Below are 21,175 nucleotides of genomic sequence, written 5' to 3' on the forward strand. Positions count from 1 at the left end.
GGCCTGTCAAGGGTGGAGCGCAAGCGGAATCGGCGAAGCCGACGCGACCGAAGGGAGCGCCCTTTACAGGCACGCCGCAACCGCCACACTCCCCAAAACCGGGCGGCACCGGCCACCAACAACGACACCGGCCCACCCCCAAGCAACCGCCCCAACGCCCACCACTCTGCGCCTCCACCCCTGCCAGGAACGGCAGTTCAGCTTCAGGTGGGGAGCTGGGGGCGCCGCCAAAACCCGGCCCCATCGCACCCCCGGCCCGGTACGCAACGCACCGCCCCAGCCCCAGCCCCAGCGACAGCTACAGCGACAGCCCCAGCGGCAGCGACAGCCCCAGCGGCAGCGGCAACACCTCCGCCCCCCTCCGTCGACGCAGGCCTCGCACCCCCACCAAGTCACCCGACCCGGGGCGACGTCCTGCGGAGGCGGTGGCGTACCGCTCGTTGCGCCAGGGGGCCGAGGTCCTCCACTGCCGTCACCAGGACGGAGAGCTGCTCCAAGGCGTCCAGCGCGCGGTTCGCTCCCTGCGAGTCCACGCCCTCGTACAGCTCGATGCCCACGAAGGATGCCGCCAGGGCGCGGGCCAGGCCCGGTGGGTCCGTGAACTCCCCCAGGGGGGAGGCGGAGAGGACTCGGGTCAGGACCTTCTCCAGCTCCTCTATCCAGAGGGACAGACCCGCCGCCGTCGCGGGGGCGAGACGCGGCTGCGTCTGCGCGCCTGCCAGCAGCTGGCCGAGGACCGCGACATGGCCCGCCTCCCGCTCCTCCTCGTGCATCTCCCGCCCGAAGGACAGGAGTTCGGAGAGGGACGAGATCGCCGCCAGGCGGTCCCGGTAGCGTGCCACCCGCTGCTCGGAACCGTGCCTGCACGCCGCCGCCAGCAACTCGTCCACCGACCCGAAGTGGTAGAACACCAGCGCCTGATTGACGCCGGCGGCAGCCGCGATCGTGCGTGCCGACGTCTTGGCGATGCCGTGCTCGATGAGCGTGCTCAAGGCGCCTTCGAGTAGCCTCGTCTTGGTGTCCGGGCTCATGCTCTCGCCTCTTCCCGGACCGGCCGCAGGCCCGGCCGCACCCCGCAGGACGACACATCCGCGTACGTCGCCGTAAAGGACCCCTCGTAGCCGAAGAGCGGCCCGAAGTACCGGTTCACCACCCGGACTTGGATGCGGAAGCGGCCCGTCGACTCGTCGAAGGACTCGCGGACCTCCGCGTCGCCGCCGATCAGTTCCGGGACGCGGACATCCACCGGCCCCTCCCGGAAGCGATGGTCTCCGGAGCGGATCAGCAGCGACCCGTCCCGCTCCACCCGCAGGTGGAGATCGCTCGCGAGGTGCTGATGGGTGCCTAGGTAGTCGAGGATCCGGTCGCCCCGGGGCCCGAGGACCATCTGGGCGTCGAAGCGCCGGGAGCGGCCCGGCAGGTCGAAGGTGCGCACGAAGGTCACCGTCTCACGGCCGAACGAGTCGACGTACGGCACGTTCTCGATGACGAAGGGGACGTCGCGGCCCGCACGCGGGACCAGGATGTTGCGGGTGCCGCCCACGGCGAGGAACGGCTTCACGAAACCCCTGCCGTGCCAGATCCGGTCCATGACGCCCGTGCCGGTGCACGCCTCGCCGCTCGCGAGCCCCACGGAGAAGCGGCGCCGCAGCTCCGGGTGGAGCCGGTCGAAGTCGGGGCCGAGCACGGTACGGAAGATCGACGGCTTCATGACTGCTGCTCCCGGAGGGTGGTCAGAACACGGGGTGCACGCGTGCGTGGCGGTGGCGTACGCAGACACCTGCGCGCCGCCGGCGTCGTGGGCAGCGGCGGCAGCAGGAACACGAGGGCCAGCACGGCCAGGGCCACCATCGGCGCCGCGAGGACCGCCGCGAGCACGCACCCCGCGCGGAAGGCGACCTCCGCGAGCGCGTACCGGAGCTGCCGCTCGGGCGTGATCCCCCGCTCCAGCCACAGCCGCAGCCGGTCGAAGGACCAGGCGGTGGCCCAGCCCATCAGCGGGCGGAACACGATCCGGTCGGCGCAGGCACCGAAGCGGCCCCAGCGCGGCTCGTAGTCGTACCCGGTGAGGAAGCGGACGCCGCCGTCGGCGGTGGGGACGTAACGCCAGTAGCCCGAGCCCTCCCGGAGCAGCGACAGCGGATGCGGTGACGCGAACCGCAGCGCCGAGGTTCTGGTGCCGTCGGGCCGGCGCTTCTCCCCCGCCGATACCCCGGTCCCCGCGATGGTCAGGAACGGCAGCACTCGGGTGCCGTACCGGAAGTGCTGCGGCTCCCCCGCCACCGGCGGAAGGTAGTCGATCTCGGTGAAGCGCAGGTCCCAGCGCTGGTGCTGCGCGGGCTCCTGCGTACGCGCCCAGAGCTCATCGAGATCGGCGGCTATCCGCGCTTCGACGTACAGGCTCATGACGTACCCCCAGGTCAATGCCTTTTTGAGCGACTGCTTAAACAGTGCGCACGCCAGACGGTACGCCGGTTTGAGCAGTCGCTCAAGTCCGTCCGCCGGCGACCACCGGGAATCCGCCCACCACGACCGCCGGCAACGCAAAGAGCCCCCGCCGTTCCCGGCGAGGGCTCTCAGGGGTACTGCTCGGAATCACCGCGAAAGATGGCGCTCCACCGTCTCGACCTTCGACGTCATGCCGTCCGTCACTCCGGGGCGGATGTCCGCCTTCATCACGACGGAGACACGCGGCGCCCGCGCCTCGACCGCCGCGACGGCGCGCTTGACGACGTCCATGACCTCGTCCCACTCGCCCTCGACGGACGTGAACATCGCGTCGGTCCGGTTGGGCAGGCCCGATTCGCGGACGACGCGGACCGCGTCGGCGACGTACTCGCCCACGTCCTCGCCGACACCGAGCGGCGTCACGGAGAAGGCGACGATCATGCGCTGACGACCCCCTCGCGGCGGGCGCGCGACGCGATCACGGCGGCCTCGGCCTCACGCTTCAGCTTGCGCTCGGCGAAGAAGCCGCCGGTCGGCAGGACGGAGAGGACGAAGTAGAGGGCGGCCGTCTTCACGTCCCACTTCGTGCGGTTCCAGGCGTCGAGCCAGAACAGCACGTAGAGCACGAAGAGCACGCCGTGGATCATGCCCATCGCCGGCACGGCGTTGAAGTCCGTGGTCCGCTTGAGCACCGAGCAGACGAGCAGCAGGAGGAAGGAGATGGCCTCGGGGGCCGAGACCAGGCGGAGCCGGCGGAGTGCGGAAGCGGTCTTGATGTCCACGGATCACCTTCGGGGTGGGCGGGCGGCGGAGGGGCGGACGCTCGACGCGCGCTGATCTTGTGAATGCGCGCACAAGCGACCCCCATTGTGACATCGGGGTGTTCTCCGGGTTCGGTCAGGGGCCTTCACCCTGTTCTGGGCGGGTACGTGGCGGCTACCGTCGATGCGTGGCTACGTTCCGGCTCCAGGGGAGCAGAGTGCTCGCGGTCGACATGACCGGCGACGCCGTCAAGGCGAAGAACGGCTCGATGGTGGCGTACGACGGCCAGATGGCCTTCAAGAAGATGTCCGGCGGCGGCGAGGGGATACGGGGCATGGTGACCCGGCGCCTCACCGGCGAGCAGATGACGGTGATGGAGGTGAAGGGGCACGGGACGTGCTGGTTCGCCGACCGGGCCACGGAGATCAATCTGGTCCAGCTGCACGGCGAGAAGCTCTTCGTCGAGTCCGACAACCTGCTGTGCACGGACGCGGGCCTGCGCACCGGCACCCACTTCACGGGCGTGCGCGGCGCCTCGCAGGGCAACGGCCTGTTCACCACGACCGTGGAGGGCACGGGCCAGGCGGCGATCATGTCCGACGGCCCGGCGGTGGTGCTGCGGGTGAGCCGGCAGTTTCCGCTGACGGTGGACCCGGGGGCGTACGTCGCACATCAGGGCGACCTGCGCCAGCATCTCCAGTCGGGCGTCACGTTCCGCACGCTGATGGGCGAGGGCGGCGGCGAGGCCTTCCAGATCCGCTTCGAGGGCGACGGACTGGTGTACGTCCAGCCGAGCGAGCGGAACACGATCGCGGGGGACGTCTGACATGCCCTTCCGGGAGATCAACTCGAAGATGGTCGAGGCCACGGTCCAGCCGGGCGCCAAGATCTACAGCCAGCGCGGCGCGATGCTCGCGTACAAGGGAGACGTGTCCTTCACCCCCAACGTCCAGGGCGGGCAGGGCGGCGTGATGTCCATGATCGGGCGCCGGGTCGCGGGTGAGGCGACGCCCCTGATGACGGTCGAGGGCAGCGGCACGGTCCTGTTCGGGCACGGCGGCCATCACATCCAGGTGATCGGCCTCTCCGGAGACACCCTCTATGTGGAGGCGGACCGGCTGCTCGCCTTCGACGGGACCTTGCAGCAGGGCACGATGTTCCTGGGCTCGCAGGGCGGCGTCATGGGCATGGTCCGGGGCCAGGTGACGGGTCAGGGGCTCTTCACGACGACCCTCAAGGGACACGGCGCGGTGGCCGTCATGGCGCACGGCGGGGTCATCGAGGTGCCGATCACCCCACAGCGCCCGGTGCACGTCGACCCCCAGGCGTATGTGGCCCACCACGGCGACGTGCGCAACAGACTCTCCACCGCGCTCGGCTGGCGCGACATGGTGGGGCGCGGCTCGGGCGAGGCCTTCCAGCTGGAACTGTCGGGGAACGGCGCGGTGTTCGTACAAGCTTCGGAGGACAAGCTGTGACCCCCACGACGCCCGCGGTCTTCGACCCGATGACGCTGCCGAGCGACGACAGCGTGAACGCGTACACCTTCTGCGTGGAGCTCAAGGGAAGCCAGTGGTTCCTGCAGAAGGGGAAGATGATCGCCTACTACGGGTCGATCGACTTCAACGGCATCGGGCACGGCCGTCTGGACCGTCTGGTGCGCACGAGTTTTCATTCGCCGCTGCACGCGAGCGACTGGGTCGTGGCGGAGGGCCAGGGCAAGATGCTCCTCGCCGACCGGGCCTTCGACGTGAATTCGTACGACCTCGAAGACGGCAACCTGACCATTCGCTCCGGCAACCTCCTCGCTTTTCAGCCAACTCTCGCGCTGAAGCAGTCGATCGTTCCGGGCTTCCTGACGCTGATCGGAACCGGAAAGTTCGTGGCCGCGTCGAACGGTCCGGTGGTGTTCATGGAGCCGCCGATCCGTGTCGATCCGCAGGCGCTGGTGGGCTGGGCCGACTGCCCCTCGCCCTGCCATCACTACGACCACGGCTATCTGACGGGGGTCCTAGGAGGCGTGCGGGCACTGACCGGCATCGGCGGAACCTCCGGCGAGGAGCACCAGTTCGAGTTCGTGGGCGCGGGCACGGTGCTGCTGCAGTCCTCGGAGGCGCTGCTGGCCGAGCAGGCGACGGGCGCGGTGCCGCAGCAGGCCGGGGTGCCCGGAGGGCATGGCGCACCGGGTCAACACGGACAGCAGTCGGGGCAACCGCGCCTTCCCGGACAACTGGGGGACCTCCAGCGTCGCTTCGGCCTGTGAGCGGTAGTCTGCGGAGTGTGACGGCGAACGCCTGTACCCCTCCGTCACCAGGGGGGTGCGAGGCGCGTGTCACACCCCGCCATTCGTTCACCTTTCAACTTCTTAGGTAGAATCGATTCCATGGAGACCGATACGGCCCCGCAGTGGCTGACCAACGAGGAACAGTGCGCCTGGCGCGCCCACGTGGAGGTCAACAGGATGCTGACATATCAGCTCGAGAAAGACCTCCAGCCGTTCAACCTGACCATGAACGACTACGAGATCCTCGTACATCTCTCCGAATCGGACGAGAAGCGGATGCGTATGAGCGACCTCGCGGCCTCCACGCTGCAGTCCAAGAGCCGCCTGTCCCACCAGATCACCCGCATGGAGAACGCGGGACTGGTCCGCCGGGAGAACTGCGAGTCCGACCGGCGCGGCCTCTACACCGTCCTGACGGACGAGGGCATGGAGACCATGAAGAGGGTCGCCCCGCACCACGTGGCCTCGGTCCGCTCGCATTTCATCGACCTCATCTCGCCCGAGGCGCTCGGCGAACTCCACAAGGCCCTGACCCCGATCGCGGAACATCTGCGGGCGCAAAGGGGAAAGCCCTGACGCTCAGCCGCCCTGCGCGGCGACCGGCACCCTGAGCTCGAAGAGCGCTCCCCCGCCGGGAGCCTCCCGGACGGTGAGCGTGCCGCCGTGCCGCGCCGCCACATCGCGCGCGATGGCGAGGCCCAGACCCGCCCCGCCGTCATCACGGGTCCGCGCGTCGTCGAGCCGCACGAACCGCTCGAAGATCCGCTCGCGCTCGCTCTCCGGTACGCCTGCTCCGTCGTCGAAGACGGCGAGCACCGCCCAGGCGCCCTCGGCGCGGGTCGCGACGGTGACCCGAGTACGGGCGTGACGCTGCGCGTTGTTCACGAGATTGCCGAGCACCCGCGCCAACTGGCCGCGTGATCCGGCGACTTCGACCCCCTTCAGGTCGGTGAGCACCTCGACCCGGTCCCTCGTCCGCTGCGACAACTCCTCGCGGGCGAGGGCCGCCAGGTCGACCCGTGCCGCGCCGGGCTTCTCTCCGGCGTCCAGGCGGGCGAGAAGCAGCAGGTCGGCGGCGAGTTCCTGCAGTCGTACGGTGTCCTCGACCGCGCCATCCACATCCAGCAACTCCGGGTGTGCGGCGCCCACTTCGAGCTGCGTGCGCAGGGACGCGATGGGGCTGCGCAGCTCGTGCGAGGCGTCGGCGACGAAGCGGCGCTGGCGCTCCACCGAGGTCTGCAGGGCGGCGAGTGTCTCGTTCGTGGTCCTGGCCAGTCGGGCGATCTCGTCGTGCGTGTCCGGCTCGGGCACCCGGCGGCCGAGGTCCTCCGAGGCGGTGATCGCCGCCATCTCGGAGCGGATCGCGTCCACCGGGCGCAGCGCCCGCCGCGTGACCAGCCAGGTCACCGCGGCGATCACGGCCAGGAGCAGCGGAAAACCGATGAGCATGGAGGTCAGCGCCGTGGAGACCGCGCTCTGTTCGGAGGCGAGAGAGCCACCGGCGTAGACGGTCAGATCGCCCTTCTTCTCGACGTTCACCTCGACCTCGGCGAAGCGGTAGTCCTCCGTCTCGCCGTCGATGGTCGCGGAGCCGTCGGTGTACTTGGTCTTCCCGGACAGCTCGCCCGGTTCGAGCCCGTCCTCCGCACTGTCGTCGTCATCGTCGTCGTCGGGTGCCGTGGCCGCCCGCTCGGGCTTCACCGCGTCCGTGGCCGTGCCGCTGATGCGCTCCAGGTCCTCGCTGACCGCGACGAGGCGGCCGTCCGCGTCCAGGACCTGCACCGGGGTGTCGTCGTCATCGGGCAGTTCCAGCTTGTCGTACGCGATGTCCGGAGTGATCTGCTGCGCCACCCTGCGGGCCGCCCCGTCCGCCTCGGTCTGCGCCCGCTCGACGAGGCTGCCGCGCAGCGAGAGCAGCACGGCGGCGCCCGCGGCGATCAGCGCGACGGCGACGACGATGCTCGCGCCGAGGGTGGCCCTGGCCCGTACGGAGCTGAACCAGCGCCTCATCGGGGGGCCTCCAGTCGGTAGCCGGCGCCGCGCACCGTCTTGATCAGCGGTGCGCCGAGCTTGCGGCGCAGGGCGCTGACGTACACCTCGACGATGTTGGGGTCGCCCTCGTAGGCGAAGTCCCAGACGTGTTCGAGGATGTCGGCCTTGGAGACCACCTCGCCCCTCCGCAGCACGAGCTGTTCGAGGACCGCGAACTCCTTGGCGGTGAGCGTCACTTCGTCCTCGCCCCGCAAGACGCGGCGCGCCGCGGTGTCGACCTTCAGGTCGCCGAGGGTGTGCACCGGGGACGGGCCGGCGGTGCCGCGGCGGCGCAGCAGCGCCTTCACGCGGGCCACCAGCACGACGTACGAGAAGGGCTTGGTCAGATAGTCGTCGGCGCCCGTGTCCAGGCCCTCCGCCTCGTCGTACTCGCCGTCCTTCGCGGTCAGCATCAGGATCGGTACGTCGTGACCGGCCGCGCGCAGGGTGGAGCAGACGCGGTAGCCGTTCATACCGGGCAGCATGATGTCGAGGATGACCAGGTCGTACGATCCCTCGCTCGCCCGGTGCAGTCCGTCGACGCCGTCGTGCACGACGTCCACGGCATAGCCCTCGGCGGTCAGCCCCTTGGCCAGGGACAACGCGAGGCGCTTCTCGTCTTCCACGATCAACAGGCGCATGCGTTCAGGGTCGCAGAGCCAACCTGAAGAGTTCTTCAGGGACCTTCAGGCTGGCTTCAGCATCACTGGGCCAGATTGGTCCTCGTCGAAAACGAACGGCCGGAACGACGGTCGGACCGACTCGGGAGGAACCCTCATGAAGCGCAACATCGTCATCGCCACCGTCGCCGCCGTCGCCCTCGTCGGAGGCGGCACCGCGACCGCGCTTGCCGTCGGCGGCGACGACGAGTCGACCGCCGCCAAGCAGTCGAGCGTCCAGGTCAAGGACGACGACGGCCGGGACGACGCGGCCGAGAACCAGGCCGAGACGAAGGCCGCGAAGGTCTCCGCCGCCGACGCGATCAAGGCGGCGCTCGCGAAGCAGTCCGGTACGGCGGTCTCCGCGGAGCTCGACGACGAGGACGGCGGCAGCCTCTACTGGGACGTCGACGTGCTCGGCAAGGGCGGCAGCTGGCACAGCGTCCAGGTCGACCCCGGCACCGGCAAGGTGCTCGGCTCGCACACCGAGCAGGACGAGGACGGCGACGCGGCGCGCGTTGCCGCCGCGCTGAAGAACGCCTCCACCACCGCCGAGGACGCCGCGCAGGCCGCCGCCGCCAAGGGCACGGTGACGTCGGTGGACCTGGACGACGACGGCACGGCCACCGCGTGGGACGCGGAGACGGTCGCCTCCGGCGGGGTTGAGTCGGACTGGCAGGTGGACCTGCAGTCGGGCAAGGTCACGGCCGACCGCTCGGACAACGGCGCCGACCACGACGACGACGGTGCCGACCACGACGACCGCGACGACAACGACGGCCAGGACGACTGACCGGTCGCACACCACATGCTCGGGGCCGCCCTTACTCCCCTGGAGGGCGGCCCCGCTTCCGTGTCCCGGTCAGCCCGACGTCAACCCCGCCACCAGCTCGTCCGCCGCCGCATACGGGTCCAGTTCCCCCGCGACGATCCGCTCCGCCAGTGCCGACAGGCGTCGGTCTCCGTGGAGGTCGGCGATTCGCTCGCGCAACGCCGTGACGGCGATCGTCTCGACCTCGCGGGCCGCGCGCGCCGAGCGGCGTTCCGCGAGGACGCCCCGCTCCTCCATCCACGCCCGGTGCTTCTCCAGGGCCTCGACGACCTCGTCGATGCCCTCGCCCCGCGCGGCCACCGTCTTCACGATGGGCGGGCGCCAGTCGCCCGCCGCGCGGGACTCGCCGAGGCCCAGCATGTGGTTCAGCTCGCGCGCGGTCGCGTCGGCGCCGTCGCGGTCCGCCTTGTTCACGACGTACACATCGCCGATCTCCAGGATTCCGGCCTTCGCCGCCTGGATGCCGTCGCCCATGCCGGGAGCAAGCAGCACCACCGACGTGTCCGCCTGGGAGGCGATCTCCACCTCGGACTGGCCGACGCCGACCGTCTCCACCAGGATCACGTCGCAGCCCGCCGCGTCCAGGACGCGGATCGCCTGCGGCGCCGACCAGGCCAGACCTCCCAGGTGGCCGCGGGTCGCCATCGAGCGGATGTAGACGCCGGGGTCGGAGGCATGCTCCGACATGCGTACGCGGTCGCCGAGGAGCGCGCCGCCGGAGAAGGGCGAGGAGGGGTCGACGGCGAGGACGCCGACCCGCTTCCCCGCCTTCCGGTACGCCGACACCAGCGCCGACGTCGAAGTCGACTTGCCGACACCGGGCGAACCGGTCAGGCCCACCACGTACGCATGGCCCGCCAGTGGAGCCAGCGCCGCCATGACCTCACGGAGCTGCGGTGACGCCCCCTCGACCAGTGAGATCAGCCGGGCCACGGCCCGCGGCCTGCCCTCGCGGGCCTGTGCCACCAGGGAGGGGACGTCTTGCATTGCTGACAGCTCCGTTCCATGTCGTACGGACAAGACCAGACGGACGTACGAGAAGACGTACGCGAACGCGTCAGGCCTTCGCCACCTTCACGATCAGCGCGTCGCCCTGACCGCCGCCACCGCACAGCGCCGCCGCGCCCACGCCGCCGCCGCGCCGCTTCAGCTCCAGGGCGAGGTGCAGCACCACGCGTGCGCCGGACATGCCGATGGGGTGCCCCAGGGCAATCGCACCGCCGTTGACGTTCACCTTTTCCGAGGACACCCCGAGGTCCTTCATTGACTGCACCGCGACCGCGGCGAAGGCCTCGTTGATCTCGATGAGGTCGAGGTCCTCGACGCCCAGGCCCTCCTTCTTCAGGGCGTGCTGGATCGCGTTCGACGGCTGCGACTGCAGCGAGTTGTCCGGGCCGGCCACGTTGCCGTGTGCCCCGATCTCGGCGATCCAGTCGAGGCCGAGCTCCTCGGCCTTGGCCTTGGACATCACCACGACCGCCGCGGCGCCGTCGGAGATCTGCGAGGACGTGCCCGCCGTGATCGTGCCGTCCTTGGCGAAGGCGGGGCGCAGCTTGGCCAGGGACTCGACGGTGGTCTCCGCGCGGATGCCCTCGTCCTGCGAGAAGAGCACCGGGTCGCCCTTGCGCTGCGGGATCTCGACCGGGGTGATCTCGGCCTCGAACAGGCCGTTCTTCTGGGCGGCGGCGGCCCGCTGGTGCGAGGCCGCGGCGATCGCGTCCTGCTCGGGGCGGGCGATGCCCAGACGGGTGTTGTGCTTCTCCGTGGACTCACCCATGGCGACGTTCTCGAAGGAGTCCGTCAGACCGTCGTACGCCATCGAGTCGAGCATCTCGATCGCGCCGTACTTGTAGCCCTCGCGGGACTTGGGGAGCAGGTGCGGGGCGTTGGTCATGGACTCCTGGCCGCCGGCGACCACGACGTCGAACTCGCCCGCGCGGATCAGCTGGTCGGCGAGCGCGATCGCGTCGAGCCCGGACAGACACACCTTGTTGACCGTGAGCGCGGGCACGTTCATGGGGATGCCCGCCTTGACTGCGGCCTGGCGCGCCGGGATCTGCCCCGCCCCGGCCTGGAGCACCTGGCCCATGATCACGTACTGCACCTGGTCGCCGCCGATGCCGGCCCGGTCGAGCGCGGCCTTGATGGCGAAGCCGCCGAGGTCCGCGCCGGAGAAGGACTTGAGGGAGCCGAGCAGGCGGCCCATGGGCGTGCGCGCGCCCGCGACGATCACTGAGGTGGTACCGGTCGTTCCAGACATGTGCCACGACCCCTTGGGAGGAGGAGGTTAATGAGGGTTTACTTGAATGTACTGAGCGGTACGCCGTGCGTCATCGGGCGTTGGGTGTGATCGCGCGCACGTTGCGTAATCGCCGCCGGAAGGGCTGCACTGAAAACATGCTGACGCGAATCGATCACATCGGGATCGCCTGTTTCGACCTCGACAAGACCGTCGAGTTCTACCGCGATACCTACGGCTTCACGGTGTTCCACACCGAGGTCAACGAAGAGCAGGGCGTGCGCGAGGCCATGCTCAAGATCAATGAGACCTCGGACGGCGGCGCCTCCTACCTCCAGCTCCTCGAACCCACCCGCGACGACTCCGCGGTGGGCAAGTGGCTGGCCAAGAACGGCGAGGGCGTGCACCACATCGCCTTCGGCACCGCGGACGTGGACGGCGACGCCGCGGCCATCAAGGACAAGGGCGTACGCGTCCTCTATGAGGAGCCCCGGATCGGGTCCATGGGGTCCCGCATCACCTTCCTGCACCCCAAGGACTGCCACGGCGTGCTCACCGAACTCGTCACCTCGGCAGCTCAGGAGTCACCGGAGCACTGACCTCCGCATACTTGGGCCGGTAGGGTTGGGGGCGGCCGTCCGAACTCTGGGCGGCCGGTCGTCCGTACGCTGGGCGACCGCGTGCCGGGGTCCGGGTTTCGGGGGACGAGCGTCGGGGCAGCAGCCCAGACTCCGCTGTTGATCTGACACCATTCCCCGTGGGCCCCGTTCGGCGGATGGACTGGGCTCGTACGTCAGAGACTTGCGGCCAGAGTGGGGCCTCCCCTGCTCGAGCGGAGCCGAGAGCTCGGGGAAGGATGGGACCGCGCAGTGCGGGGCTACGAACGCCAAGAGAGCTCGCGGGCTGAGACCGACAGTCTTTCGCGGTTCGAGGCCGAGATGGACCGGCTGAAGACCGAGCGGGAGAAGGCCGTCCAGCACGCCGAGGACCTCGGCTACCAGGTCGAGGTGTTGCGCGCCAAGCTGCACGAGGCGCGCCGCAGCCTCGCGTCCCGCCCTGCCTACGACGGCGCGGACATCGGCTACCAGGCCGAGCAGTTGCTCCGCAACGCCCAGATCCAGGCCGACCAGTTGCGCGCGGACGCCGAGCGCGAGCTGCGGGACGCCAGGGCGCAGACCCAGCGCATCCTCCAGGAGCACGCGGAGCAGCAGGCCAGGCTCCAGTCGGAGCTGCACGCCGAGGCGGTGTCGCGCCGTCAGCAGCTCGACCAGGAGCTGTCCGAGCGCCGGCAGACCGTCGAGTCGCACGTCAACGAGAACGTGGCGTGGGCCGAGCAGCTGCGCGCGCGTACGGAGCAACAGGCGCGCCGCCTGCTCGACGAGTCCCGCGCCGAGGCCGACCAGTCCCTGGCCGCCGCCCGCGCCGAGGCCGAGCGCGTCGCCGAGGAGGCCCGCCAGCGCCTGGCGAGCGACGCCGAGTCGGCCCGCGCGGAGGCCGACGCGACCCTGCGCCGGGCCCGCACGGACGCCGAGCGGCTCCTGAACGCGGCGTCGACGCAGGCCCAGGAGGCCACCGACCACGCGGAGAACCTGCGCTCCACCACGGCCACCGAGTCCGAGCAGGCGCGCCGCCAGGCCGCCGAGGCCGCCCGCGCCGCCGAGCAGCGGATGACGGAGGCCGAGACGGCGCTGCGCGAGGCGCGCACGGAGTCCGAGAAGCTCGTCGCCGAGGCGAAGGACGCCGCGGCCAAGCAGCTCGCCGCCGCCGAGGCCGCGGGCGAGCAGCGCACGCGTACGGCGAAGGAGCAGGTCGCCCGGCTGGTCGGCGAGGCCACGAAGGAAGCCGAGTCCACCAAGTCCGAGGCCGAGCAGCTCGTCACGGACGCCCGCGCCGAGGCCGAGAAGCTGATCAAGGACGCCGGCGAGAAGGCGCGCACGATCACCGCGGAGGAGACCGCGGGCCAGCTCGCCCAGGCCGCCCGCACCGCGGAGGACGTGCTCGACAAGGCGTCGAAGGACGCCAAGGAGACGACGAAGGCCGCCACCGAGGAGGCCGAGCGGATCCGCGGCGAGGCCGAGGCCGAGGCGGACCGGCTGCGCGCCGAGGCGCACGACCTCGCCGAGCAGCTCAAGGGCACGGCGAAGGACGACACCAAGGAGTACCGCGCCAAGACGGTCGAGCTGCAGGAGGAGGCGCGCAGGCTGCGCGGCGAGGCCGAGCAGCTGCGGGCCGACGCGGTCACCGAGGGCGAGCGGATCCGGGGCGAGGCCCGGCGCGAGGCCGTCCAGAAGATCGAGGAGGCGGCCAAGTCCGCCGAGGAGCTGCTCGCCAAGGCGAAGGCCGACGCGGACGAGCTGAAGACGGCGGCGACGGCCGAGAGCGAGCGGGTCCGCACCGAGGCCATCGAGCGCGCCACGACGCTGCGGGGCCAGGCCGAGGAGACCCTGGAGCGCACCCGCGCCGAGGCCGAGCGGCACCGCGAGGAGGCCGCCGAGCAGGCCGAGACCACGAAGTCTCAGGCCGAGGAGGCCGCGCGGGCCCTGCGCGAGGAGACCGAGCGGGCGATAGCGGCACGGCAGTCCGAGGCGGCCGACGAGCTGGCGCGGCTTCGCACGGAGGCCGAGGAGCGGGTGACCTCCGCCGAGCAGGCGCTGACCGACGCGCGCGCGCAGGCCGAGCGGCTGCGCAAGGAGGCCTCCGACGAGACGGACCGGCTGCGCGCCGAGTCCGCCGAGCGGATCCGCACGCTGCAGGCGCAGGCCGAGACGGAGGCCGAGCGGCTGCGCACCGAGGCCGCAGCGGACGCCTCGCAGGCGCGCGCCGAGGGCGAGTCCGTCGCCGTACGGCTGCGGTCCGAGGCGGCGGCCGAGGCGGAGCGGCTGAAGACGGAGGCCCAGGAGTCGGCCGACCGGGTCCGCGCGGAGGCGGCCACCGCCGCCGAGCGCATCGCCACGGAGGCCGCCGAGGCGCTGTCCGCCGCCCAGGAGGAGGCCGCCCGGCGCCGCCGCGAGGCCGAGGAGACCCTCAGCTCAGCGCGCGGCGAGGCCGACCAGGAGCGCGAGCGCGCCCGCGAGCAGAGCGAGGAGCTGCTCGCCTCCGCCCGCAAGCGCGTCGACGAGGCGCAGGCCGAGGCCGTGCGCCTGGTCGAGGAGGCGGACCGCAGGGCGACCGAGCTGGTCTCCGCCGCCGAGCAGACCGCGCAGTCCGTACGGGACTCCGTGGCCGGTCTGCACGAGACGGCGCAGGAAGAGGTCGCGGGCCTGCGCAGCGCCGCCGAGCACGCGGCGGAGCGCACCCGGACCGAGGCGCAGGAGGAGGCGGACCGCGTCCGCTCGGACGCCTACGCCGAGCGGGAGCGCGCGTCCGAGGACGCGGGCCGCACCCGGCGCGAGGCGAACGAGGAGGCGGAGGCCGCCAAGTCGCTGGCGGAGCGCACGGTTTCGGAGGCGATCGCGGAGGCCGAGCGGCTGCGTACGGAGGCCTCCGAGCACGCCCAGCGTTCGCGTACGGAGGCATCGGACGCGATCGCGTCGGCCGAGCAGGACGCCTCGCGCACGCGGGCCGACGCCCGCGAGGACGCCAACCGCATCCGCAGCGACGCCGCGAACCAGGCCGACCAGCTGATCGGCGAGGCACGCGGCGAGGCCGAGCGGCTGCAGACCGAGACGGCCGCGGAGGCCGAGCGGCTGCGTACGGAGACCGCTGCGGCGGTCGAGCGGCTCCAGAGCGAGACCGCCGCCGAGGCAGAGCGGCAGCGCACGGAGTCGGTGGCGAAGGCCGAGAAGCTCATCTCGGACGCCACGGGCGACGCCGAGCGGCTGCGCGCGGACGCCGCCGAGACGGTGGGCTCCGCCCAGCAGCACGCGGAGCGCATCCGGGCCGAGTCCGAGCGGGTCAAGGCGGAGGCCGCGGCCGAGGCCGAGCGGCTCACGTCGCAGGCGCGGGACGAGGCGGAGCGCACCCTGGACGAGGCGCGCCAGGCGGCCAACAAGCGCCGCTCGGAGGCGGCCGAGCAGGTCGACACGCTGATCACGGAGGCGGCGGCCGAGGCGGAGAAGCTGACGAAGGACGCCCAGGAGAAGGCGCTCAAGGCGACCACGGACGCGGAGGCGCAGGCCGACACGATGGTCGGCGCGGCCCGCACGGAGGCCGACCGGCTGGTCTCCGAGGCGACCGTCGAGGGCAACTCCCGGGTGGAGAAGGCGCGTACGGACGCGGACGAGCTGCTCGTCGGCGCCCGCCGCGACGCGACGGCCATAAGGGAGCGTTCCGAGGAGCAGCGCGACCGCATCACCGCGGAGATCGAGGAGCTGCACGAGCGTGCGCGCCGCGAGTCCGCCGAGGCGATGAAGACCGCGGGCGAACGCTGTGACGCTCTGGTGAAGGCCGCCGAGGAGCAGCTCGCCGAGGCCGAGGCAAAGGCGAAGGAGCTGGTGTCGGACGCGAGTTCCGAGGCCGGCAAGGTGCGTATCGCCGCCGTGAAGAAGGCCGAGGCGCTGCTCAAGGAGGCCGAGACGAAGGTCGCGACGCTGGTGCACGACGCCGAGCGGGTCAAGGCGGAGGCGGAGGCCGAGGCCGAGCGGATGGTCACCGAGGGCAAACGCGAGCTCGAGGTCCTGGTCCGGCGCCGCGAGGACATCAACGCGGAGATCTCCCGTGTCCAGGACGTGCTGGAGGCGTTGGAGTCTTTTGAGGCCCCGTCGGCCGGTGCGAAGGCGCCGTCCAACGGCGGCTCCGGCGCGGGGGGCGTCAAGGCCGGTGCCACGGCAGGGGCAACTCGATCGGGTGGCAAGACGTCTGAGGGCTAGCCAAAGAACATCTGCCGTGCTTTGAAAGGACCTTCGGCACTGTCACTGGCAAGTGCTCTGGCGGTTAGCCACTCAAAAGGGGTGTCATTCTCCAGATCAAACGGGCATCTGCTCGATGACACGCCGCTTGGACCCCTAGGATTCCCTCTATCACCTCACCGGTCTCATTCGACAGGAACCCCATGAGCGACACTTCCCCCTACGGCTTCGAGCTTGTGCGGCGTGGGTACGACCGCGCTCAGGTGGACGAACGTATCTCCAAGCTCGTCTCCGACCGTGACAGCGCTCTTGCTCGTATCACTGCTCTGGAAAAGCGCATCGAGGAACTGCACCTCGAGACGCAGAACGCCCAGGCCCAGGTAGCCGACGCCGAGCCGTCGTACGCCGGTCTCGGTGCGCGCGTCGAGAAGATCCTCCGCCTCGCCGAGGAGGAGGCGAAGGACCTGCGCGAGGAGGCCCGTCGCGCGGCCGAGCAGCACCGCGAGCTCGCGGAGTCGGCGGCCCAGCAGGTGCGCAACGACGCGGAGGCGTTCGCCGCCGAGCGCAAGGCCAAGGCGGAGGACGAGGGCGTCCGGATCGTCGAGAAGGCCAAGGGCGAGGCCGGTGCGCTGCGCACCGAGGCGCAGAAGGACGCGCAGTCCAAGCGCGAGGAGGCGGACGCCCTCTTCGAGGAGACCCGCGCGAAGGCCGCGCAGGCCGCCGCCGACTTCGAGACGAACCTCGCCAAGCGCCGCGAGCAGTCCGAGCGTGATCTGGCCTCGCGTCAGGCGAAGGCGGAGAAGCGGCTCGCGGAGATCGAGCACCGGGCGGAGCAGCTTCGCCTTGAGGCCGAGAAGCTCCGTACGGACGCCGAGCGTCGCGCTCGCCAGACGGTGGAGACGGCTCAGCGTCAGGCCGAGGACATCGTCGCGGATGCGAACGCCAAGGCCGACCGGATCCGCTCGGAATCCGAGCGGGAGCTTGCGGCGCTCACGAATCGGCGTGACTCCATCAACGCTCAGCTCACCAATGTGCGGGAGATGCTGGCGACGCTTACCGGTGCGGCTGTCGCCGCCGCGGGTACGCCCGCGGAGGACGAGCCGATTTCTCGTGGGGTGCCTGCGCAGCAGACCCGCTGAGGTTGCGGGGGAGCTGCGCGTCCGCTGTGGCTGGTCGCGCAGCTCCCCGCGCCCCTTACGGGGCAAAGCCCCCTGCCGCTCCTAAGTGGCAGGGGGCTTTGCCCCGTTTTAGCGTTAGCGCATGATCGAGCTCGAGGGGCTGACCAAGCGGTACGGCGAGAAGGTCGCCGTCAACAATCTGACCTTCACCGTGCACCCGGGCATCGTCACCGGCTTCCTCGGCCCCAACGGCGCCGGCAAGTCCACGACCATGCGGATGCTGCTCGGGCTCGACAACCCGTCGGCGGGAGCCGTCCGCATCGACGGCAAGCACTACGCGCAGCTGAAGGACCCGCTGAAGTACATCGGCGCCCTGCTCGACGCCAAGGCCATGCACGGCGGGCGCAGCGCCTTCAACCACCTCCTCTGCCTCGCGCAGAGCAACGGCATCCCGCGCGCCCGCGTCCACGAGGTCCTGGACACCGTCGGGCTGACCCAGGTCGCCAGGAAGAAGGCCAAAGGCTTCTCGCTCGGCATGGGCCAGCGGCTCGGCATCGCGGGCGCGCTGCTCGGCGACCCCGAGATCCTGATGTTCGACGAGCCGGTCAACGGGCTCGACCCCGAGGGCATCCACTGGATCCGCAACCTGATGAAGTCCCTCGCCTCGCAGGGCCGTACGGTCTTCGTCTCCTCGCACCTGATGAGCGAGATGGCGCTGACCGCCGACCATCTGGTCGTCATCGGCCAGGGCCGGCTCCTCGCCGACACCTCCATGTCGGACTTCATCCAGCAGAACTCACGGTCGTACGTCCGACTGCGTTCCCCGCAGCGCGAGCAGCTGCTCGACGTGCTGCACCGGGAGGGCATCACCGCCGTCGAGGCGGGCAACGGCTCGCTGGAGATCGACGGGACGCCCGCCGAGAAGCTCGGCGAACTCGCCGCCCGGCATCAGCTCGTGCTGCATGAACTGAGCCCTCAGCAGGCCTCGCTGGAGGAGGCGTTCATGCAGCTCACCGCGGAGTCGGTGGAGTACCACGCGCACGCCGACCACCAGGGGCCGGGCGGGCCGGGCGCACCGCCGCCACCGCAGCAGCAGGCCGCGGGCTGGGGCGAGAGCTGGCAGCAGAAGAAGGGGTCCTGATCGATGGCCGCGACACAGGTCCTGAAGTCGGAGTGGACCAAGATCCGCTCGGTCGCGTCGACCGTGTGGACGCTGGGCCTCGCCCTGGTCGTCACGGTCGGGCTCGGCCTGTTGATCAGCATCCTCGCGAAGAACGACTACGACAGCCTCAACGCCCAGGACCGCAGGGTCTTCGACCCGACGTTCACCAGCTTCGCCGGGATGAGCCTCGGCCAGCTCGCGATGATCGTCTTCGGGGTGCTCGTCGTGTCGAACGAGTACAGCACCGGCATGATCCGCACCTCGCTCTCGGCCGTCCCGCAGCGCGGCACGTTCATGTTCAGCAAGGTCGCTGTCGCCACCCTGCTCTCCCTGGCGGTGGGTCTGGTCACGAGCTTCATCACGTTCTTCGTGGGGCAGGCGATGCTCGGCGAGCACAAGGCGGCGATCGGCGACCCCGGAGTGCTGCGGGCGGTCATCGGCGGCGGGCTCTATATGGCGCTGATCGCGATGTTCTCGATGGGCGTCGCGACGATGCTGCGCAGCCCGATGCTCTCCCTCGGCATCCTGATGCCGTTCTTCTTCCTGATCTCCAGCATCCTCGGCAACGTCTCGGCCACGAAGAAGATCGGCCGCTTCCTGCCCGACCAGGCAGGAAGCAAGATCATGCAGGTGAAGACGCCGCTGGACGACGACACCCCCTACGGTCCGTGGGGCGGCCTCGCGATCATGGTGGCGTGGGTGGTGGTCGTACTGATCGGCGGCTACGCGCTTCTTAAGAAGCGGGATGCCTAGCCTCACCGCCTTGGGCCTCGACCAAGTGCCCGCCCTGCTGCCCCTGACCTATCCGGGGCGTCCCGTCCCGCACCCCGCCCTGCTCACCGGCCAGGAGCTGCTCCCGCTCGGCGTGCGGCGGCTGCCGGTGGGCCGGTGGCCGGTCGGCGGGCGGTCGCTGGACGAGACACTGCACGGGCTCGGCCAGGCCGTCACCGGCGACCGCACCCGTGTCGTCGCCGTCGGCTCGAACGCCTCCCCGGCGCAGATCGCGTACAAGCTGGGCCGGCTCGGTCTGCCGTCGGCGGTGCCGATGGTGCCGGTGACCGTGCGCGGCATCGCCGTCGGCTGCTCGGCGCACATCGGGCGCGCCGGGTACGTGGCGGCGGCCCCGTATCTCGATCCGGCGGCCGAAACCTCCCTCGTCGTCAGCTGGCTGGATCAGGACCAGCTGCGGGCGGTCGACGCGACGGAGCTGCCCAACTACCGGCGGGCGCTGCTGCCGGGCGGCGACTTCGCGATGACGCTGCCGTCCGGGGAGCGGCTCGACGACGCGTACGTCTACATCAGTTCGTACGGTGTCCTCGCCGACCCGGCGACCGGCCGGCCCCGCCCCGGCGGCGACCAGGCGGCGCTGCTCGCCTCGCTCGTCGCGGGCTCGGCCGTGCTGCGCAGGCTGCTCGGGCCCGGGCCCGCCGACTGGGTGCGCAGGGCCGCCGCGGACCCGGCGCTGCGCGAGCGCGGCACGCGGGCCATCGCCGAAGCGGGCTGGGCGCTCCCGCAGCCCGGGTTTCCGTGAGGCCACGGTTTTGCCTGCTCTTGGCTGGAACCGTCAGCCCACCTATATCCTCCTAACCCTTACGGGGGCGTGTGCCCCGACGTCCTGAACCATTCGATGGGTGCGGAGAATGATCGAGGCAGTCGGCCTGACGAAGCGCTACGGCGCCAAGACAGCCGTGTACAACCTTTCCTTTCAGGTGCGACCCGGCACCGTCACCGGCTTCCTGGGCCCCAACGGCTCGGGCAAGTCGACGACGATGCGCATGATCCTCGGGCTCGACCAACCCACCACGGGCCAGGTGACGATCGGCGGCTACCCGTACCGCAAGCTGCCCAACGCCCCCCGCCAGGTCGGCGCGCTGCTCGACGCCAAGGCGGTGCACGGCGGCCGGCACGCCCGCAACCACCTGCTTTGCCTCGCGCAGCTCTCCGGCATCCCGGCCCGCCGGGTCGACGAGGTGCTCGGCGTCGTGGGTCTCCAGGACGTCGCGAAGAAGCGCTCCAAGGGCTTCTCGCTCGGCATGGGCCAGCGCCTCGGCATCGCGGCGGCGCTGCTCGGCGACCCGCAGGTGCTGCTCTTCGACGAGCCGGTCAACGGCCTGGACCCCGAGGGCATCCTCTGGGTCCGCAACCTGATGAAGTCCCTCGCGGCGGAGGGGCGCACGGTCTTCGTGTCGTCCCACCTGATGAGCGAGATGGCGCTGACCGCCGAGCACCTCATCGTGATCGGCCGCGGGCAGCTGCTCGCCGACATGAGCGTCAAGGACTTCATCTCGCACAACTCCGCCGACTTCGCCCGCGTACGGACGCCGGACGGCGATCAGCAGCAGCGCGAGAAGCTGACGGCCGCGCTGACCGAGGCCGGCGGCCAGGTCCTGCCCGAGCAGGACGGCGCCCTGCGGGTGACCGGCCTGCCGCTCCCCCGCATCAGCGACCTCGCGCACGGCGCGGACGTCCGGGTGTGGGAGCTCTCCCCGCACCAGGCCTCGCTGGAGGAGGCGTACATGCGGATGACGCAGGGCGCCGTCGACTACCGCTCCACGGCCGACCAGCGCGCGGGCCTGCAGCAGCCGGTGCAGCAGGGGATGCCGCCGCAGGGCCAGGCCCCGATGCCGCTGCCCGGCCAGGGCCAGCCGGGCTGGTACGCACCGCCGCCGCCCCAGCAGGGCGGACAGCCGTTCGCGATGCCGCAGGACGCGTCCGGGACGCCGAACCCGTACGCCGCCGCGCCGCAGGCTCCCGCCGCGGCTGCCCCCGCCGCCCCCGACATGACCAAGCGCGCCACCGACAACGAGGATGCACCGCGATGACCACGCCTCCGACTCCGCAGCAGCCGCAGGC

At 71.1% G+C, this 21,175-nt stretch carries 21 protein-coding genes; 12 read left to right on the top strand and 9 right to left on the bottom strand.

Annotated elements, in window-relative coordinates:
* Nucleotides 1–392: 392 nt before the first annotated feature.
* The 5 genes from ACIBKX_RS18455 to ACIBKX_RS18475 all read right to left on the bottom strand — a co-directional run bounded on the left by ACIBKX_RS18455 (nt 393) and on the right by ACIBKX_RS18475 (nt 3,230).
* Nucleotides 393–1,031, bottom strand: a complete 639-nt coding sequence (locus tag ACIBKX_RS18455; RefSeq protein WP_363275146.1) for a TetR/AcrR family transcriptional regulator — start codon at nt 1,029–1,031, stop codon at nt 393–395.
* Nucleotides 1,028–1,711 (bottom strand): DUF4166 domain-containing protein, encoded by a 684-nt coding sequence (locus tag ACIBKX_RS18460; RefSeq protein WP_363275147.1) that lies wholly within the window; start codon nt 1,709–1,711, stop codon nt 1,028–1,030. Before ACIBKX_RS18460 ends, ACIBKX_RS18455 begins: the two co-directional genes overlap by 4 nt.
* Nucleotides 1,708–2,406: a hypothetical protein gene (locus tag ACIBKX_RS18465; protein ID WP_363275148.1), complete on the bottom strand. Its 699-nt coding sequence runs from the start codon at nt 2,404–2,406 to the stop codon at nt 1,708–1,710. The genes ACIBKX_RS18460 and ACIBKX_RS18465 overlap by 4 nt, the downstream gene beginning before the upstream one ends.
* A gap of 189 nt (nt 2,407–2,595) precedes the next feature.
* Nucleotides 2,596–2,889, bottom strand: a complete 294-nt coding sequence (locus ACIBKX_RS18470) for an MTH1187 family thiamine-binding protein (protein ID WP_363275149.1) — start codon at nt 2,887–2,889, stop codon at nt 2,596–2,598.
* Nucleotides 2,886–3,230, bottom strand: a complete 345-nt coding sequence (locus ACIBKX_RS18475) for a DUF3817 domain-containing protein (RefSeq protein ID WP_363275150.1) — start codon at nt 3,228–3,230, stop codon at nt 2,886–2,888. Before ACIBKX_RS18475 ends, ACIBKX_RS18470 begins: the two co-directional genes overlap by 4 nt.
* A gap of 167 nt (nt 3,231–3,397) precedes the next feature.
* Between ACIBKX_RS18475 and ACIBKX_RS18480 the strand changes: the two genes are divergently transcribed.
* The 4 genes from ACIBKX_RS18480 (at nt 3,398) to ACIBKX_RS18495 (ending at nt 6,070) form a co-directional block, all read left to right on the top strand.
* The gene (locus tag ACIBKX_RS18480; RefSeq protein WP_363275152.1) at nt 3,398–4,036 is read left to right on the top strand and encodes an AIM24 family protein; all 639 of its coding nucleotides are present in this window, start codon (nt 3,398–3,400) and stop codon (nt 4,034–4,036) included.
* Nucleotide 4,037: 1 nt separating this feature from the next.
* Complete coding sequence (locus tag ACIBKX_RS18485; RefSeq protein ID WP_363275154.1) at nt 4,038–4,688, top strand: AIM24 family protein; 651 nt, start codon at nt 4,038–4,040, stop codon at nt 4,686–4,688.
* Nucleotides 4,689–4,717: 29 nt separating this feature from the next.
* Nucleotides 4,718–5,473: an AIM24 family protein gene (locus tag ACIBKX_RS18490; protein ID WP_363275263.1), complete on the top strand. Its 756-nt coding sequence runs from the start codon at nt 4,718–4,720 to the stop codon at nt 5,471–5,473.
* A 120-nt stretch (nt 5,474–5,593) separates the two neighbouring features.
* The gene (locus ACIBKX_RS18495) at nt 5,594–6,070 is read left to right on the top strand and encodes a MarR family transcriptional regulator (protein WP_363275155.1); all 477 of its coding nucleotides are present in this window, start codon (nt 5,594–5,596) and stop codon (nt 6,068–6,070) included.
* 3 nt (nt 6,071–6,073) lie between these two features.
* On the opposite strand, the gene ACIBKX_RS18500 is transcribed toward ACIBKX_RS18495, so the two are convergent.
* Nucleotides 6,074–7,504, bottom strand: a complete 1,431-nt coding sequence (locus ACIBKX_RS18500; RefSeq protein WP_363275156.1) for a HAMP domain-containing sensor histidine kinase — start codon at nt 7,502–7,504, stop codon at nt 6,074–6,076.
* Nucleotides 7,501–8,166, bottom strand: a complete 666-nt coding sequence (locus ACIBKX_RS18505; protein WP_363275157.1) for a response regulator transcription factor — start codon at nt 8,164–8,166, stop codon at nt 7,501–7,503. The genes ACIBKX_RS18500 and ACIBKX_RS18505 overlap by 4 nt, the downstream gene beginning before the upstream one ends.
* Before the next feature lie 136 nt (nt 8,167–8,302).
* On the opposite strand from ACIBKX_RS18505, the gene ACIBKX_RS18510 reads away from it, so the two are divergent.
* The gene (locus tag ACIBKX_RS18510) at nt 8,303–8,977 is read left to right on the top strand and encodes a PepSY domain-containing protein (protein ID WP_363275158.1); all 675 of its coding nucleotides are present in this window, start codon (nt 8,303–8,305) and stop codon (nt 8,975–8,977) included.
* Between the two features lie 69 nt (nt 8,978–9,046).
* Here ACIBKX_RS18510 and meaB read toward each other — a convergent pair whose 3' ends face one another.
* The gene (gene meaB, locus ACIBKX_RS18515) at nt 9,047–10,003 is read right to left on the bottom strand and encodes a methylmalonyl Co-A mutase-associated GTPase MeaB (RefSeq protein WP_363275159.1); all 957 of its coding nucleotides are present in this window, start codon (nt 10,001–10,003) and stop codon (nt 9,047–9,049) included.
* A 70-nt stretch (nt 10,004–10,073) separates the two neighbouring features.
* Nucleotides 10,074–11,276: an acetyl-CoA C-acetyltransferase gene (locus ACIBKX_RS18520; protein ID WP_363275160.1), complete on the bottom strand. Its 1,203-nt coding sequence runs from the start codon at nt 11,274–11,276 to the stop codon at nt 10,074–10,076.
* 137 nt (nt 11,277–11,413) lie between these two features.
* Here ACIBKX_RS18520 and mce point away from each other — a divergent pair, with 137 nt between their 5' ends.
* From mce to ACIBKX_RS18555, 7 genes are all read left to right on the top strand, one after another.
* The gene (gene mce / locus ACIBKX_RS18525; protein WP_363275161.1) at nt 11,414–11,854 is read left to right on the top strand and encodes a methylmalonyl-CoA epimerase; all 441 of its coding nucleotides are present in this window, start codon (nt 11,414–11,416) and stop codon (nt 11,852–11,854) included.
* Nucleotides 11,855–12,124: 270 nt separating this feature from the next.
* Nucleotides 12,125–16,063 (top strand): polarized growth protein Scy, encoded by a 3,939-nt coding sequence (gene scy / locus ACIBKX_RS18530; protein WP_363275162.1) that lies wholly within the window; start codon nt 12,125–12,127, stop codon nt 16,061–16,063.
* A gap of 182 nt (nt 16,064–16,245) precedes the next feature.
* Nucleotides 16,246–17,181, top strand: a complete 936-nt coding sequence (locus ACIBKX_RS18535; protein WP_363275163.1) for a cellulose-binding protein — start codon at nt 16,246–16,248, stop codon at nt 17,179–17,181.
* Nucleotides 17,182–17,302: 121 nt separating this feature from the next.
* Nucleotides 17,303–18,301, top strand: coding sequence for an ABC transporter ATP-binding protein (locus ACIBKX_RS18540; protein ID WP_363275164.1), 999 nt, complete (start codon nt 17,303–17,305; stop codon nt 18,299–18,301).
* Between the two features lie 3 nt (nt 18,302–18,304).
* Nucleotides 18,305–19,075: an ABC transporter permease gene (locus tag ACIBKX_RS18545; protein ID WP_363275165.1), complete on the top strand. Its 771-nt coding sequence runs from the start codon at nt 18,305–18,307 to the stop codon at nt 19,073–19,075.
* Entirely contained in the window at nt 19,068–19,853 is a 786-nt protein-coding gene (locus ACIBKX_RS18550) for a hypothetical protein (RefSeq protein ID WP_363275166.1), read from the top strand. The genes ACIBKX_RS18545 and ACIBKX_RS18550 overlap by 8 nt, the downstream gene beginning before the upstream one ends.
* Before the next feature lie 109 nt (nt 19,854–19,962).
* Nucleotides 19,963–21,144, top strand: coding sequence for an ABC transporter ATP-binding protein (locus ACIBKX_RS18555; RefSeq protein WP_363275167.1), 1,182 nt, complete (start codon nt 19,963–19,965; stop codon nt 21,142–21,144).
* Nucleotides 21,145–21,175 lie beyond the last annotated feature (31 nt).

The organism is Streptomyces sp. NPDC050658 (assembly GCF_044457025.1).
Lineage (GTDB): Bacteria > Actinomycetota > Actinomycetes > Streptomycetales > Streptomycetaceae > Streptomyces.

Excerpts from the sequence above, each read along its gene's own strand:
- ACIBKX_RS18490 (WP_363275263.1), top strand. The coding sequence starts at position 4,718 with ATGACGCTGCCGAGCGACGACAGCGTGAACGCGTACACCTTCTGCGTG.
- ACIBKX_RS18550 (WP_363275166.1), top strand. The coding sequence starts at position 19,068 with ATGCCTAGCCTCACCGCCTTGGGCCTCGACCAAGTGCCCGCCCTGCTG.
- ACIBKX_RS18465 (WP_363275148.1), bottom strand. The coding sequence starts at position 2,406 with ATGAGCCTGTACGTCGAAGCGCGGATAGCCGCCGATCTCGATGAGCTC.
- ACIBKX_RS18505 (WP_363275157.1), bottom strand. The coding sequence starts at position 8,166 with ATGCGCCTGTTGATCGTGGAAGACGAGAAGCGCCTCGCGTTGTCCCTG.
- ACIBKX_RS18545 (WP_363275165.1), top strand. The coding sequence starts at position 18,305 with ATGGCCGCGACACAGGTCCTGAAGTCGGAGTGGACCAAGATCCGCTCG.
- ACIBKX_RS18470 (WP_363275149.1), bottom strand. The coding sequence starts at position 2,889 with ATGATCGTCGCCTTCTCCGTGACGCCGCTCGGTGTCGGCGAGGACGTG.
- meaB (WP_363275159.1), bottom strand. The coding sequence starts at position 10,003 with ATGCAAGACGTCCCCTCCCTGGTGGCACAGGCCCGCGAGGGCAGGCCG.
- ACIBKX_RS18535 (WP_363275163.1), top strand. The coding sequence starts at position 16,246 with ATGAGCGACACTTCCCCCTACGGCTTCGAGCTTGTGCGGCGTGGGTAC.
- ACIBKX_RS18555 (WP_363275167.1), top strand. The coding sequence starts at position 19,963 with ATGATCGAGGCAGTCGGCCTGACGAAGCGCTACGGCGCCAAGACAGCC.
- ACIBKX_RS18460 (WP_363275147.1), bottom strand. The coding sequence starts at position 1,711 with ATGAAGCCGTCGATCTTCCGTACCGTGCTCGGCCCCGACTTCGACCGG.
- ACIBKX_RS18510 (WP_363275158.1), top strand. The coding sequence starts at position 8,303 with ATGAAGCGCAACATCGTCATCGCCACCGTCGCCGCCGTCGCCCTCGTC.
- mce (WP_363275161.1), top strand. The coding sequence starts at position 11,414 with ATGCTGACGCGAATCGATCACATCGGGATCGCCTGTTTCGACCTCGAC.
- ACIBKX_RS18485 (WP_363275154.1), top strand. The coding sequence starts at position 4,038 with ATGCCCTTCCGGGAGATCAACTCGAAGATGGTCGAGGCCACGGTCCAG.
- ACIBKX_RS18500 (WP_363275156.1), bottom strand. The coding sequence starts at position 7,504 with ATGAGGCGCTGGTTCAGCTCCGTACGGGCCAGGGCCACCCTCGGCGCG.
- ACIBKX_RS18540 (WP_363275164.1), top strand. The coding sequence starts at position 17,303 with ATGATCGAGCTCGAGGGGCTGACCAAGCGGTACGGCGAGAAGGTCGCC.
- ACIBKX_RS18520 (WP_363275160.1), bottom strand. The coding sequence starts at position 11,276 with ATGTCTGGAACGACCGGTACCACCTCAGTGATCGTCGCGGGCGCGCGC.
- ACIBKX_RS18455 (WP_363275146.1), bottom strand. The coding sequence starts at position 1,031 with ATGAGCCCGGACACCAAGACGAGGCTACTCGAAGGCGCCTTGAGCACG.
- ACIBKX_RS18495 (WP_363275155.1), top strand. The coding sequence starts at position 5,594 with ATGGAGACCGATACGGCCCCGCAGTGGCTGACCAACGAGGAACAGTGC.